This is a genomic window from Blastococcus sp. SYSU DS0510 (assembly GCF_054050835.1).
This window is the reverse complement of record NZ_JBJHAC010000031.1, coordinates 20,597-33,367: the sequence shown is the minus strand read 5'-3', so window position 1 is coordinate 33,367 and position 12,771 is coordinate 20,597. Positions and strand designations below refer to the sequence as shown.

General features: G+C 73.7%; 12 protein-coding genes and 1 pseudogene. 4 read left to right on the top strand and 9 right to left on the bottom strand.

Annotated features, from left to right (window positions below; translation table 11 throughout):
- Window positions 1-29 precede the first annotated feature (29 nt).
- Together ACI79P_RS19885 and ACI79P_RS19880 are read right to left on the bottom strand one after the other, a co-directional pair.
- Window positions 30-689 carry a response regulator transcription factor gene (locus ACI79P_RS19885; RefSeq protein WP_456582790.1) on the bottom strand — a complete coding sequence of 220 codons (660 nt, stop codon included), beginning with the start codon at window positions 687-689 and terminating at the stop codon, window positions 30-32.
- Window positions 683-1,816, bottom strand: coding sequence for a sensor histidine kinase (locus ACI79P_RS19880; RefSeq protein ID WP_456582789.1), 1,134 nt, complete (start codon window positions 1,814-1,816; stop codon window positions 683-685). The genes ACI79P_RS19885 and ACI79P_RS19880 overlap by 7 nt, the downstream gene beginning before the upstream one ends.
- Before the next feature lie 183 nt (window positions 1,817-1,999).
- Here ACI79P_RS19880 and ACI79P_RS19875 point away from each other — a divergent pair, with 183 nt between their 5' ends.
- Both ACI79P_RS19875 and ACI79P_RS19870 read left to right on the top strand, forming a co-directional pair.
- A complete protein-coding gene (locus tag ACI79P_RS19875; protein ID WP_456582788.1) occupies window positions 2,000-2,875 on the top strand; it encodes an ABC transporter ATP-binding protein in 876 nt (291 codons plus the stop codon).
- Between the two features lie 11 nt (window positions 2,876-2,886).
- The gene (locus ACI79P_RS19870; RefSeq protein WP_456582787.1) at window positions 2,887-3,645 is read left to right on the top strand and encodes a hypothetical protein; all 759 of its coding nucleotides are present in this window, start codon (window positions 2,887-2,889) and stop codon (window positions 3,643-3,645) included.
- A gap of 65 nt (window positions 3,646-3,710) precedes the next feature.
- Here the strand turns inward: ACI79P_RS19870 and ACI79P_RS19865 are convergent, their stop codons facing one another.
- Window positions 3,711-4,205, bottom strand: coding sequence for a winged helix-turn-helix transcriptional regulator (locus ACI79P_RS19865; protein WP_456582786.1), 495 nt, complete (start codon window positions 4,203-4,205; stop codon window positions 3,711-3,713).
- Window positions 4,206-4,295: 90 nt separating this feature from the next.
- Between ACI79P_RS19865 and ACI79P_RS19860 the strand changes: the two genes are divergently transcribed.
- On the top strand, window positions 4,296-4,778 hold the full coding sequence (locus ACI79P_RS19860; RefSeq protein WP_456582785.1) for an SRPBCC family protein: 483 nt from the start codon (window positions 4,296-4,298) through the stop codon (window positions 4,776-4,778).
- Window positions 4,779-4,825: 47 nt separating this feature from the next.
- Here ACI79P_RS19860 and ACI79P_RS19855 read toward each other — a convergent pair whose 3' ends face one another.
- A complete protein-coding gene (locus ACI79P_RS19855; protein ID WP_456582784.1) occupies window positions 4,826-5,656 on the bottom strand; it encodes an SDR family oxidoreductase in 831 nt (276 codons plus the stop codon).
- A 225-nt stretch (window positions 5,657-5,881) separates the two neighbouring features.
- Here ACI79P_RS19855 and ACI79P_RS19850 point away from each other — a divergent pair.
- Window positions 5,882-6,442, top strand: a pseudogene (locus ACI79P_RS19850) (peroxiredoxin family protein); the annotation flags it as partial.
- Between the two features lie 144 nt (window positions 6,443-6,586).
- Here ACI79P_RS19850 and ACI79P_RS19845 read toward each other — a convergent pair.
- The 5 genes from ACI79P_RS19845 to ACI79P_RS19825 all read right to left on the bottom strand — a co-directional run bounded on the left by ACI79P_RS19845 (window position 6,587) and on the right by ACI79P_RS19825 (window position 12,755).
- Entirely contained in the window at window positions 6,587-7,264 is a 678-nt protein-coding gene (locus tag ACI79P_RS19845) for an SRPBCC family protein (RefSeq protein ID WP_456582783.1), read from the bottom strand.
- Complete coding sequence (cutA, locus tag ACI79P_RS19840) at window positions 7,261-9,684, bottom strand: aerobic carbon-monoxide dehydrogenase large subunit (protein WP_456582782.1); 2,424 nt, start codon at window positions 9,682-9,684, stop codon at window positions 7,261-7,263. Before cutA ends, ACI79P_RS19845 begins: the two co-directional genes overlap by 4 nt.
- A complete protein-coding gene (locus ACI79P_RS19835; protein WP_456582781.1) occupies window positions 9,681-10,199 on the bottom strand; it encodes a (2Fe-2S)-binding protein in 519 nt (172 codons plus the stop codon). The genes cutA and ACI79P_RS19835 overlap by 4 nt, the downstream gene beginning before the upstream one ends.
- Complete coding sequence (locus ACI79P_RS19830; RefSeq protein WP_456582780.1) at window positions 10,196-11,065, bottom strand: FAD binding domain-containing protein; 870 nt, start codon at window positions 11,063-11,065, stop codon at window positions 10,196-10,198. The genes ACI79P_RS19835 and ACI79P_RS19830 overlap by 4 nt, the downstream gene beginning before the upstream one ends.
- A 214-nt stretch (window positions 11,066-11,279) precedes the next feature.
- Complete coding sequence (locus ACI79P_RS19825; protein ID WP_456582779.1) at window positions 11,280-12,755, bottom strand: uracil-xanthine permease family protein; 1,476 nt, start codon at window positions 12,753-12,755, stop codon at window positions 11,280-11,282.
- Between the last annotated feature and the right edge of the window lie 16 nt (window positions 12,756-12,771).

Sequence of the window (12,771 nt, the reverse complement as noted above, 5' to 3'; positions counted from 1 at the left end):
CACCGGTGTGCGTTCGCCCGGGTCAGGGCTCAGCCGCCGTCCAGCAGCCCGGCCTCGTGGGCGAGGATCGCCGCCTGCGTCCGGTTGGTCAGGTCCAGCTTGGTGAGCAGCCGCGAGACGTAGGTCTTCACCGTCGCCTCGCTGACGGACATCCGCCTCGCCAGCTCGGCGTTCGGCTCGCCGGTGCCCAGCAGCGCCAGCACCTCGCGCTCCCGCTCGGAGAGCCCGGCGATCCGCTGCAACGCCCGGGCCCTGCGCGGGGCGGCCCGCTTGTCCACGTAGGACTCGATGAGCGCGGCGGTGACCGCTGGGGACAGGGTCGCGGTCCCGTCGGCCACCGCCCGCACCGCGGCGGCGATCTCGCGCGGCGGGGTGTCCTTGAGCAGGAAGCCGCCGGCGCCGGCGGCCAGCGCCGCGTGCACGTACTCGTCGACGTGGAAGGTGGTGAGGACGGCGACCTTCGGCGGCTCCGGCAGCGCCAGGATCTGGCGGGTCGCGGTCAGCCCGTCCATGTCCGGCATCCGGATGTCGATCAGCACGACGTCGGGCCGCAGCTCGCGGGCCGCGCGCACCCCTGTGGCGCCGTCGCCCGCCTCGCCGACCACGGCGAACCCGCCGACGGACTCCAGCACCGTGCGCAGCCCGAACCGCACGAGCTCCTCGTCGTCGACCAGCAGCACCGTCAGCACGGCAGCACCGCCTCCACGCAGAAGCCGCCGTCCATCCGTGGCTCGGCCGTCAGCCGGCCGCCGAGGGTGCGCACCCGCTCACCCAACCCCACCAGGCCGTAGCCCTCGCCCGACGTTCCCGCGGGAACGTGCTCCGGGGGGCCGTTGACCACCCGCACGGCGAGCGCGTCGGCCGTCCGATCGACGCTGACGGTGACCGGGGCCCCGGGGGCGTGCTTGCCGGCGTTGGTGAGCGCCTCCTGGGCGATCCGGTAGGCCGCGCGCCCGACGGCGGGCTCCACGGTGGCGTGCCCGTCCAGCGCGAGCTGGACGTGCATCCCCGCCTCGCGGGCGGAGTCGACCAGCCGCGGCAGGTCCTCCAGCCCCGGTTGCGGGCCCAGTGGCGCCGCCTCGTCGAGGTCCCCGGCGCGGAGCACGCCGACCATCTGGCGAAGCTCCTCCAGGGCCCGCCGCCCGGCGGCCTGCACATGCCCGGCGAGCTGGGCGACGCGGTCGGCGTCCCGCGCGGCCATCTCGATCGCGCCGGCCTGCAGCACCATGAGGCTCACCCGGTGGCCGACGGCGTCGTGCATCTCGCGGGCGATGCGGGTGCGCTCGCCGACCACCGCCTCCCGCGCGAGCAGCTCCCGCTCGGCCTCGGCCCTCTCGGCGCGGTCGCGGAGCGCGGCCAGCAGCTCGGCGCGGGTCCGCTGCCAGACGCCGAGGGCGCCGGGGAGCACGACGAGCAGCGCGGCCGTGCCGATGCCGCCGATCCACTCGCTGCGGGTGGCGTGCTCCCAGGGCTGCAGTGCCAGGACCACGCCGACAGCCCCCGCGACGGCCCGGGTGCGCCAGGAGGCGACGTACCGCGCGACGGCGTAGGCGGAGACCAGCAGGCCGGTGGAGATGTCGATCGCGCTCAGCGCCGCGCCGAGCGCGAAGGGGACCACCGGGGCCCGCCGGCGCAGGAAGAGCAGGAGCAGGCCCAGGACGACGCCGACGAGCACGAGCAGCGTCGAGCCCAGGGGGCCGGGGTTCAGGGCGGCCACCTCGAAGGCGACGACCGCGGAGCACGTCACCGCCACGTGCAGCTCGAGCCCGATCCCGCGCGGGGTCAGCCCCGGCCACAGGCGGTCGCGGAGGCTCATGCGCCGGAGCGTATTTCCGCGAGCGCCGTGCGCGGGTCGCCCGCGAGGTGGTCTCCCGGGTCACCTTTCGGATGACGCGCCACGGCCGTCCGGCGACCGGGATCCGCGCCCGGTGGCCGACGCGCCGGCACGGGCTCTCCCGGCAGATTCGTCGCCACCACCCGGCGAGCTGCGGAGGCCCCCATGATCACGGTCAGCGGACTGACCAAGCGCTACGGCGACCGGACCGTCGTCGACGACGTCTCGTTCACCCTCGAGCCGGGCACGGTCACCGGCTTCCTCGGCCCGAACGGAGCGGGCAAGACCACCACGATGCGGATGATGACCGGCCTGGTCCCGCCGTCGTCGGGCACCGCCACCGTGGACGGGCGGCCCTACGCCGACCTGCCCAACCCCGGCGCCGTCGTCGGCACCCTGCTCGACGCCGGCGCCGTGCACCCCGGCCGGAGCGGGCGGACGCACCTGCGGCTGCTGGCCTCGGTCATCGGCGTCCCGGCCGCCCGCGTCGAGGAGGTGCTGTCGCTCGTCGGGCTGGTCGACGCCGCCGGACGGCGGATCGGCGGCTACTCGCTCGGCATGCGGCAGCGGCTGGGGATCGCCGGGGCGCTGCTGGCCGACCCGCCGGTGCTGGTGTTCGACGAGCCGGTCAACGGCCTGGACCCCGAGGGCATCCGCTGGATGCGCGACCTGCTGCGTGGCCACGCCGCCCGCGGTGGGACGGTGCTGCTCTCCTCGCACCTGCTGGGCGAGGTGGAGCACACGGTGGACCGGCTGCTGGTGATCGGCGACGGCCGGGTCGTCGCGGACGGCCCGGTGGCGGCGCTGCTGGGTGCCGACGCCGTCGCCGTGCGGGCGGTGGACCCGGCCGCGCTCGCCGTGGCGCTGGAGCAGGCCGGGTTCCACGTGGAACGGGCGGACGACGGCGCGCTCGTCATCCCCGGTGCCGCACCGGCCGACGTCGGGGCGGTGGCCGCCGAGGGCGGTCACGTCCTCGTCGGCCTGCGCCCGCTCGAACGCGGCCTCGAGGACCTCTTCTTCCAGCTCACCACGACCTCCTGAGGAGTCATGCCATGACCGAGACACTGACCCTCACCCCACCGCGATCCGACGTCCCGGTGCGACGGACCGGTCCCTCCCTCCCGGCGCTGATCGGCCTCGAGATGCACAAGTCGACGTCCCACCGCTCGGGCACGGCGTTCGCCGGAGCGGCCGGGCTGTTCGGCCCCGTGGGGATCGCCGTCGCCGCGCTGGAGGCCGAGATCGGCTGGGCCGCGGGACCGATCGGGGTCGCCGGGATGCTGACCGGGATGGTGCTGCTCTCGCTGGGCGTGGTGTCCACCGCGTCGGAGTGGACGAACGGGAGCGTGCAGACGACCTACCTCCTGGTGCCCTCCCGCGGGCGGGTGCTGGCGGCGAAGGCGGCGGCGGTTGCGCTGCTCGGGGCGGCGTTCGCGGCGGCGTCGGCGGCGCTGTCGGTGGCGGTGATCGCCGTCGTCGGGACCGAGGGCATCGACTGGGACGGGACCGGGCGGGCGCTGCTGGCCGTGGTCGGTGCCGGGGCGGCGTTCGCGGTCACAGGGGCCGGCGTGGGCGCGGCGCTGGCCAACACGCCGGCGGCGCTGACCGTGCTCTACCTGCTGATCCTCGGCGTGCTGCCGCTGGTGCGCATCGGCAAGCCCGAGCTGGGGGAGAAGCTCGACCCGGCCCAGGCAACGCTGGAGCTCGCCCAGGGAGGACTGGTGGCGCAGTCGGTGCTCGTGCTCGCCGGCTGGGTCATCGTCTCCGCGGTGGCGGGCTGGGTCCTCACCTCGCGGCGCGCGGTGCAGTGACCGGCCGCGAACGGCCCCCGCGCCCGGTCGGGCGGGGGGCGTTCGCGTGCCCGGGCGCGCTGCACCTACCGGCCGGCGGCGCGCTGCTCCATGCGCTGCCGGCGGTCGGCAGGCATGCCAGGCCCGGGCAGCGCCCGCACCTCGGCCGGCTCGTCGACCGGGCCGCAGGTCGCGCAGACCACCTCGTGGGTGACGGCCGATCCGCAGGTCGCGTGGCGGTAGAGGACCGGCGGGCCGTCGGGGGCCGCCCAGCGGTCGCCCCACTCGGTGAGCGCGATGAGCGCCGGGGCGAGGTCGCGGCCCTTGGCCGTGAGGAGGTACTCGTGGGCCTCGGGCTGCTCCGAGTAGCGGCGCCGCTCCATGATGCCGGCGGCCACGAAGCCGTCCAGCCGCGACGCCAGGACGTTGGTCGCGATGCCCAGGCTCCGCTGGAAGTCGCCGAACCGCGTCGACCCGGCGAACAGCGCGTTCCGGACGATCAGCACGCTCCAGCGCTCACCGACCACCTCGAGCGCCCGCGCGATGGAGCACACCTCGGCGTCGTACGTCCTGCCCAGCATGCCGACCAGGGTACCCAGCTACTTGCGTGATGAAAGCGAAGCTCTCTAGAGTGACTTGCGTCATGCAAGCCCCTCCCTGAACGGAGCGCCATGGACGAGACGAGCTACCGCACGAGCTTCACGGTCGACCGCACGCCGGAGGAGGTGACCGAGGCCGTCGCCGACGTCCGCAGCTGGTGGATGGCCCAGGTCCAGGGCAGCGCCGGGGCGGTCGGGGACGAGTTCGGGTACGAGGTGGAGGGCGTGCACCGCGTGCGCATGAGGGTGGAGGAGCTCGTGCCCGGCCGGACGGTCGTCTGGCGGGTGGTCCACAACTGGTTCGGGTTCGTCCAGGACCAGCGGGAGTGGAAGGACACCGCGATCCGGTTCGACGTCTCCGCCGTGGACGGGGGGACGGAGCTCCGGTTCACCCACGCCGGGCTGACCCCGGCCGACGAGTGCTTCGACGTCTGCTCGGCGTCCTGGGACCGCTACGCCGCGGAGAGCCTGCGGCGCCGCATCACCACGGGCACCGGCACGCCGGGATCGGACGACGAGGCGACCCGGTCGCGCGCGCCCCAGCACGCGGGATAGGAACCGAGCGAGCAGGGCCCCTCCCGCGCGGGAGGGGCCCTGCCACGTCAGCGCTTCGTGCCGTGCGCAGCCTTGGACAGCGGCTCCCAGGCGCGCCACTCGGCCAGCCGGGACTCGTAGTCTCGGGTGGCGATCGACAGCGGGCCGTCGCCGAAGAAGACGCGCAGCGGCGGGTTCTCCATGTCGACCAGCTGGAGCACGGCCTCGCGGGTGGCCAGCGGGTCACCGGGGTTGCCGGCGCGGGCCTCGCGCGCCTCCGCCGCCTGCACCCGGAAGTCGTCGTAGGCGGGGTCCGGGGCGGCGTGCCGTGCCGAGGATCCGGCCCAGTCGGTGGCGTAGGCGCCGGGCTCGATGATCGTGACCTTGATGCCGAAGCCGGCGACCTCCGCGGCCAGTGACTGGCTGAAACCCTCCAGCGCCCACTTGGAGGCGTTGTAGATGCCGATGTTCGGGAAGGCGCTGATCCCGCCGATGCTGCTCACCTGCAGGATGTGGCCCGACCCCTGGGCGCGCAGGTGGGGCAGCGCCGCCTGGGTGACGAACAGGGCCCCGAAGACGTTGGTGTCGAACTGGGCGCGTGCCTCGGCCTCGCTGACCTCCTCCACCATGCCGAACTGGCCGTAGCCGGCGTTGTTGACGACGACGTCGAGCCCGCCGAAGTGCTCACGCGCCTGCTGCACGGCCGCGAAGACGGCGTCCCGGTCGTCGACGTCGAGCCGGATCGGCAGCACCCGGTCGCCGAACTGCTGCACCAGCCCTTCGAGGCTCGCCGTGTCGCGGGCGGTGGCGGCCACGTTGTCACCGCGCTCGAGGGCGGCGATCGACCACTCGCGGCCGAAGCCGCGGGATGCGCCGGTGACGAACCAGGTCTTGGCCATGCGGGTGTCTCCTTCGTCGGGGGTCCGCCGTCGTCAGCGCGTGCGTCCCCCGTCCTGTTCCGGCGCGGGCACCTCGGAAACCTGGGCTGCGTCGGGAGGCGGGCCGGGGGCCGCCCTCCCTAGGCTCGGGCGATGGAACCCGCCGACCTGCTCGCCCTGCGCTCCGACGAGCGCGCCGCCCTGCTCCTGATCGGCCTGCGGGGCGACTGGTAGCCGTACTGCTGCGCCCAGGCGGTCCGCCTGGCCCGGTCGACCTCCCGCCTCGCCGACGCCGGCACCGAGGTGGTGCTCGCCTCCACCGACCCGCCCGAGGTGCAGGCGGCGATGAACCGCACCTGGCACCTGCCGTTCCGCTGGGTGAGCGATCCGGACGGCTCGCGGCTGGCGAAGCCGCTGGACGCGTGGAACCCGGATCGCGAGATCTTCAAGCCGCTCGTCGTCGCGGTGGCGCCGGACGGTCGGGAGGTGTTCCGCGAGCTGTCGCGCGACTTCACCGACCGCCCGGACGACGAGCCGGTCCTCTCCGCCCTCGAGTCGCTGGGCCTCGACCCGGTGTCGGTCCCGCCCTGGGAGCCGGACGTCGAGCCGCAGCCCACGGAACGGGCCTTCAAGCCGCAGTCGTTCATCCCGTACTTCCGTGCGATCAAGATGAACACGGGCGCGCTGGCGGAGCGGATGGTCGACGAGCGCGACCGCGAGCAACTGCTCACCGAGCACCGGATGGCCGACTCGTTCCTCGCCGCCTTCGACGAGTGGCGGGCCGAGCACCCGCCGCACCGCCAGTAGCGGGGCCCGGGTCCCCCACCGCCGCCCGTCGGCTCGGACGGTCGCCCTCTGCCCACTCCTGGTGGGCAGAGGGCGACTGGTCCGGGCAGTGCTGCGACGGCGCCGCGACCAGGAGGGCCCGGCCGGGGCACCCGCGCCCCGGGCTCAGCGGCGACCGAGGCGGTAGCCGACCAGGATGCCGATCAGCGTCAGCACCGCGCCACCCACGGCGCCGAGCGCCAGGGTCTGCACGTCGCCGCCCACACCGGCCGGAGCGGCAGCGCGGCCGGCGAACACCGCCGGCGCGGCCTCGGCCGCCGGGGCGGGGTGCTTGCCTGCCGTGTCCGCCTCCGCCGTCGAGCTCACCGCGGCCGCGGACGGCACCGCCACCGCCGGCACCGCGGCACCGGTCAGCTCCGCGTCGATCGCCTTGAAGAACTGCCCGGCCATCCGCTTGGCGACGCCGGTGATCATCCGCTGCCCCACGCCCGCCACGGGGCCGCCGATGACGGCGTCCGCGGAGTAGGTCAGGTTCGTCGCGCCGTCCTCGGCGGGGGACAGGTCGATCCGCACCGTCGCCCGCGCGTTCCCCGGGGCGCCCGCGCCGGATGCGTGCATCACGTAGGAGGACGGCCGCTGCTGGTCCGACAGGCGCACCTCGCCCGCGTACGTCCCCTTGATCGCCCCCACGCCGACGGAGACGTTCATCTTGTACTCGTCGTCCCCGACCTGCTCCAGGGTCTCGCAGCCGGGGATCGTGCGCGCCAGCACCGCCGGGTCGGTGATGACGGCCCACACCTTCTCGGGGTCGCCGTGCAGCACCGCAGAGCCGTCGAGCTTCACGCCATCACTCCAGTCCCCGCCCGGCGCCCGGCCGTGGCGGTCATCTCCGAATCAGGGGAACGCACCAGGTCGTACAGCTCGGTCGGGGAGATCGGCATCGAGGCGATCCGCCGGCCCACCGCGTCCTCGATCGCCGAGGCGAGCGCTGCCGTCCCCGGGATCACACCGGCCTCGCCGGCGCCCTTGATCCCCAGCGGGTTCAGCGGCGAGGGCGTCTGCTGGTGGTCGATGTCGATGTCGGGCACCTCGGAGGCGTACGGCATCAGGAAGTCCATGAACGAGGCGTTCTGCAGCTGCCCGTCGGCGTCGTAGGCCATCCGCTCGTACAGCGCGCCGCCGATGCCCTGGGCGACGCCACCGTGCACCTGCCCCTCGACGATCATCGGGTTCACCACGTTGCCGCAGTCGTGCACGACGGCGTACTTCACGACGTCGATCTCCCACGTCGCCGGGTCGATCTCCACGATCGCCGCGTGCGCGCCGGAGGCGAACGTCGACCGGATCGGCGAGTAGTAGTCGCGGTGCTCCAGCCCCGGCGCGTCGCCCACGGCCACCGGCGGCTTCGAGTCGTCGCCCGCCCCGGCGAACTGCGTCGCCTGCTTGGCCGCATCGTCGAACGCGTACCGCAGCGGGTTCGACAGCACCGCCACCGTGCGCAGCGGGATGGAGGTGCCGGGCACGCCCTTCACCTGCACCACGCCCTCCTCGATCTCGAGGTCCTCCGGCGCGGCCTCCAGCGCCTCGGCCGCGATCCGCAGCGCCTTCTCCTTCACACCGCGGGCGGCCAGCGCGATCGCGTTGCCGCTCATCACCGCGGCCCGCGAGGCGAACGTGCCGACGGCGTAGCCGAAGCGCCGGGTGTCGCCGGTGGTCACCTCGACGTCCTCGATCGGCACCCCGAGCTCGCTGGCCACGATCTGCGCGAACGCCGTCTCGTGGCCTTGGCCCTGCGACGTCAGCCCGGTCGAGACCAGCACCTTGCCGCTGCCGAGGACCTGCACGTGCCCGCCCTCGTACGGCCCGGGCCCGGTGCCCTCGACGTACAGCGCCATGCCGACGCCGAGCAGCTTGCCCCGCTCGGCGGCCTCGTCCCGGAGCCGGTCGGCCGCCGACCAGCCGACCAGCGTCCGGAGCTTGTCCAGCAGGCCCGGGAAGTCGCCCGAGTCGTAGATGACCGGCCGGCCGTCCTGGAACGTCAGGTGGTGGTCGTAGGGGAACTGGTCGGGCTGGATCAGGTTCCGCTCCCGGACCAGCGCGCGGTCGAGCCCCAGCTCGTCGGCGATGCGGTCCATCGTCCGCTCCATCGCGTAGCAGCCCTGCGGCCGCCCGGCGCCGCGGTACGGCGTCACGATGACGGTGTTGGTGAACACCGACTCCACGATCACCCGGTACACCGGGATCGCGTACGGCCCGACCAGCTGGGTCGCCGTCACGATCGGCACGATGATCCCGTAGGGCGTGTAGGCGCCGTTGTCGTGCCAGATGTGCACGTCGAGCGCGGTGATCCGGCCGTCGTCGTCGTAGCCGACCGTGATCTCCTGCCGCTGCTGGCGCTCGTGCGCCGAGCCGATGAAGTGCTCGCGGCGGTCCTCCGCCCACTTCACCTCCTGGCCGAGCGCGATCGCCGCCATCGGGATCAGCAGCTCTTCCGGCCACGGGTGCATGATCTTGACGCCGAAGCCGCCGCCGACGTCGGGGGCGATCACCTCGACCTTGTCCAGCGAGAGCTGCAGCTTCGCCGCGATCGCCGCGCGCACCGACGTCGACGCCTGGGTGCTCGTGTACACCCGCAGCGAGTCGTCGTCGGCGTCCCACTTCGCGTGCACGCCCTTGCCCTCCATGGGCATGCAGGCGCTGCGCTCGATGTACTGGGTGAAGGAGAGCGTCCGCGGCGAGGAGGCCAGCACCGGCTCGACGTCGCCGGTCTCCTGGTGGTGCCGGGCCGCGACGTTGTCGGGGATCTCCTCGTGCACCACGTGCTCCGCGGCGCGCGCGGCGTCCACCCCGACGACGACGGGCAGCTCCTCGTAGGTGACGACGATGCGGTCGCAGGCGTCCTCGGCGACGTACCGGTCGGTGGCCACCACCATGACCACCGGCTCGCCGACGTGGTTGACCTCGCCGTTCGCCAGCGGGAACCCCGTGCGGGGTGAGTGCAGCTGGGGGTGCGGGATGAGGACCGGCAGCGGCTCGGCCATCGGGCCGGTGAGGTCCTCGTAGGTGTAGATCGCCACCAGGCCCTCCACGTCCAGCGCCTCGTCCACGTCGATCGAGACGATCCGGGCGTGCGCGTGCGGTGAGCGCACGAAGGCGGCGGCCAGGGCGTTGTGCCCGATGTCGTCCAGGTAGCGGCCCTTGCCGGTGATCAGCCGCTGGTCCTCGCGCCGGCGGACCGGCTCGCCGAAGAGCTTGGTGGTCATGCGTCGCCGTCCCGCATCGCGGCGGCCGCGTGGTGCACGGCCTTCTTGATGTTGGCGTAGCCGGTGCACCGGCAGAGGTTGCCGCCGACCATGTCGTCGACCTCCTCCTCGGTGAGCTCCTCGGAGTTGTCGCGCCCCTCGAGCCCGGCTGCGATCGTCATGAGGAAGCCCGGCGTGCAGAAGCCGCACTGCAGCGCGTGGCACTCGCGGAAGGCCTCCTGCACCGGGTGCAGCACCTGCCCGCCCTGGTCGTCCTCGCGCGCCAGCCCCTCGACCGTGCGCACCTCCGCGCCGTCCACCTGCACGGCGAGCATCAGGCACGAGCGCACCGGGGCCCCGTCCACGACCACCGTGCAGGCCCCGCAGACGCCGTGCTCGCAGCCGACGTGCGTGCCGGTCAGCCCGAGGTCGTGGCGCAGCGCGTCGGAGAGCAGCCGGCGCACCGGCACGGTCGCCTCGCGTGGAACACCGTTCACGGTGACGGTGATGGTCCGCTCGGTGTCGATGCTGGTCATGCCACCTTCTCCCCGGCCTCGGCAGCCGCCGAGGTCAGCGTTCGCTCGGTGAGCACCCCCACCAGCAGGCGCCGGTAGTCGGCGCTGGCGTGGATGTCGGTGTCCGGGTCGACCAGGGTCCGCGCGAGCGCCCCGGCGGCGGCCCAGTCGGCCTTCTCCACCGGAACCCCGGCGACGGCCTCGGTCAGGTCGTGCACCTCGGGGGTCAGCCCCACCGAGACGTAGGAGGCCAGCACGCGCTCCACCCGCCGGTCCTCGGAGAGGGTGACGACGACGCCGGCGCCGCAGACCGCGTAGTCGCCCTTGCGCCGCGCGACCTCCGCGAAGGCGGTGCCCGAGCGCGGCGGCAGCGCGGGGAAGGTGGCCGCGGTGACGACGGCGCCGGGGGCGATCGAGGTCTCCAGCGGCCCGACGAAGAAGTCGCGCCAGCCGACCTGCTCGGTGCCGGCCGTCGTCGCCACGGTGACCGAGCCGTCGGTCAGCGCCAGCACCGAGGTCATCTCCCCCGAGGGGTCGGCGTGGGCGATCGAGCCCACGGTGGTGCCCCGGTTGCGGATCGCCGGGTGGGCGACGTTGGCGGTGGCCCGGCCCAGCAGCGGCTGCACCCCGGCGGCGCCCTCGTGCCGGAGCAGTGCGCCGTGGCGGACGAGCGCCCCCACCGTCACGCCGTCGTCGGTCACCTCGACGGCGTCCAGACCGGGGATCCGGTTGATGTCGACCAGCGTGGCCGGCGCCGCCAGGCGCATGGAGAGCAGCGGCAGCAGGGACTGGCCACCGGCGAGCACCTTGGCGCCCTCGTCGGACAGGACCGCCAGGGCCTCTCCCAGAGTGCTGGGATCGGCGTAGCGGAAGGGGGCGGGCTTCACCGGCTCCGGTCACCTCCGTGCTCGCTGCGAGACGTCACTCTGTCACCGGCGGGAGGGTGGGCGAAAGTACCTCAGCGCTAAAACTTCGTTGCGAGTTTCCGTCGCGGACGGTTCCGGGCGGTGGCGCCGGTGGCCGACGCCCGTCCGCAGACGCACGCCGCCCCCGGCACCCGGACGGCGAGGTCCGGGCGCCGGGGGCGGCGAGGAGAGCGGATCAGCGGTTGCGGGTGTCCGTCCCGGGGGTGTTGCCACCCAGCACGCCGGGGCGGCCCACCTCGTCGACCGACGACGGGTCGGAGCTGACCTCGTCGCCGGCGTCGTGGCCGAAGGTGCTGCCCGCGGCCGGGTGCGCGCCCTCGCGGAGCAGGGCGGCCTTCATGTCCGCCGGCGCCAGCGCCCGCGCGACGTGCCAGGCGACGACCGCGACGATCGACCCGAGGGCGATGCCGGTCAGCGAGAACTCGTCGGAGAAGACCAGGGTCACGTTGCCGATGCCGATGATGATCCCGGCGGCCAGCGGCACCAGGTTGATCGGGTTGGCGAAGTCGACCCGGTTCTCCTTCCAGATCTTGGCGCCGAGCAGGCCGATCATCCCGTAGAGGACGACGGTGATCCCGCCGAGCACCCCACCGGGGACGATGCTGATGAGCGCGCCGAACTTGGGGATCAGGCCCAGCAGGATCGCCACCAGCGCCGCGACGTAGTAGGCCGCCGTCGAGTAGACCCGGGTGGCCGCCATGACGCCGATGTTCTCGGCGTAGGTGGTGGTGGGGGAACCGCCGACCGAGGTGGCGACGACGGTCGCGATGCCGTCGGCCGCGACCGCGCGGCCCATGTACGGGTCGAGGTCGCGCTTGGTCATCTCCGCGACCGCCTTGACGTGGCCGGCGTTCTCCGCCACCAGGGCGATCACCGCGGGGATGACCAGCAGGCTGAAGTTCAGCGAGAAGGTCGGCCCGGTGAAGTCGGGGAGGCCGAACCAGTCGGCGTCGGCGACCGAGTCGAAGTTGATCCGGTCGCGGGTGGACTCGGCGCCGGTGCCGTCGGGCGAGGTGATCGGGCCGGCCGTGACGTCCAGCAGCACCGAGAGCAGGTAGCCGAAGATCAGGCCCAGCAGGATCGAGATGCGGGCGAGGAAGCCGCGCAGCGCCAGCGAGGCGACGATCACGAACGTCATCGTGGCCAGGGCGACCCACTGGTCCTGCGGCCAGTAGATGCCCGCGGCGACCGGGGCGAGGTTGAAGCCGATCAGCATGACGACGGCGCCGGTGACGGCCGGGGGCAGCACCTTGTTGATCAGCCCGAGCCCGGCGAAGTGGATGAGCACACCGACGAGGGCCAGGACGATGCCGGCGATCAGCAGCGCGCCGACGACGTCGCTGGAGTCACCGCCGTTGGCCCGGATCGCCGCCACACCGCCGACGAAGGCGGCGCTGGTGCCCAGGTAGCTCGGTACCCGGTTCTTCACGATCAGCAGGAAGATGATCGTGGCGACGCCGCTCATCATGATGGCGAGGTTGGGGTCCAGGCCCATGATGATCGGGAAGACGAAGGTCGCCCCGAACATCGCGACGACGTGCTGCGCGCCGATCCCGGCGGTGCGCGGCCAGGAAAGGCGTTCGTCGGGGGCGACGGCCTCTCCCAGTGGGGGCGTCTTACCGTCCCCGTAGAGCTTCCACCCGAACGACATGAGTGCCTCCTCGACG

Coding starts and splice junctions, on each gene's coding strand:
- ACI79P_RS19880 (WP_456582789.1), bottom strand. CDS start 1,816: ATGAGCCTCCGCGACCGCCTGTGGCCGGGGCTGACCCCGCGCGGGATC.
- ACI79P_RS19875 (WP_456582788.1), top strand. CDS start 2,000: ATGATCACGGTCAGCGGACTGACCAAGCGCTACGGCGACCGGACCGTC.
- ACI79P_RS19870 (WP_456582787.1), top strand. CDS start 2,887: ATGACCGAGACACTGACCCTCACCCCACCGCGATCCGACGTCCCGGTG.
- ACI79P_RS19865 (WP_456582786.1), bottom strand. CDS start 4,205: ATGCTGGGCAGGACGTACGACGCCGAGGTGTGCTCCATCGCGCGGGCG.
- ACI79P_RS19860 (WP_456582785.1), top strand. CDS start 4,296: ATGGACGAGACGAGCTACCGCACGAGCTTCACGGTCGACCGCACGCCG.
- ACI79P_RS19855 (WP_456582784.1), bottom strand. CDS start 5,656: ATGGCCAAGACCTGGTTCGTCACCGGCGCATCCCGCGGCTTCGGCCGC.
- cutA (WP_456582782.1), bottom strand. CDS start 9,684: ATGACCACCAAGCTCTTCGGCGAGCCGGTCCGCCGGCGCGAGGACCAG.
- ACI79P_RS19835 (WP_456582781.1), bottom strand. CDS start 10,199: ATGACCAGCATCGACACCGAGCGGACCATCACCGTCACCGTGAACGGT.
- ACI79P_RS19825 (WP_456582779.1), bottom strand. CDS start 12,755: ATGTCGTTCGGGTGGAAGCTCTACGGGGACGGTAAGACGCCCCCACTG.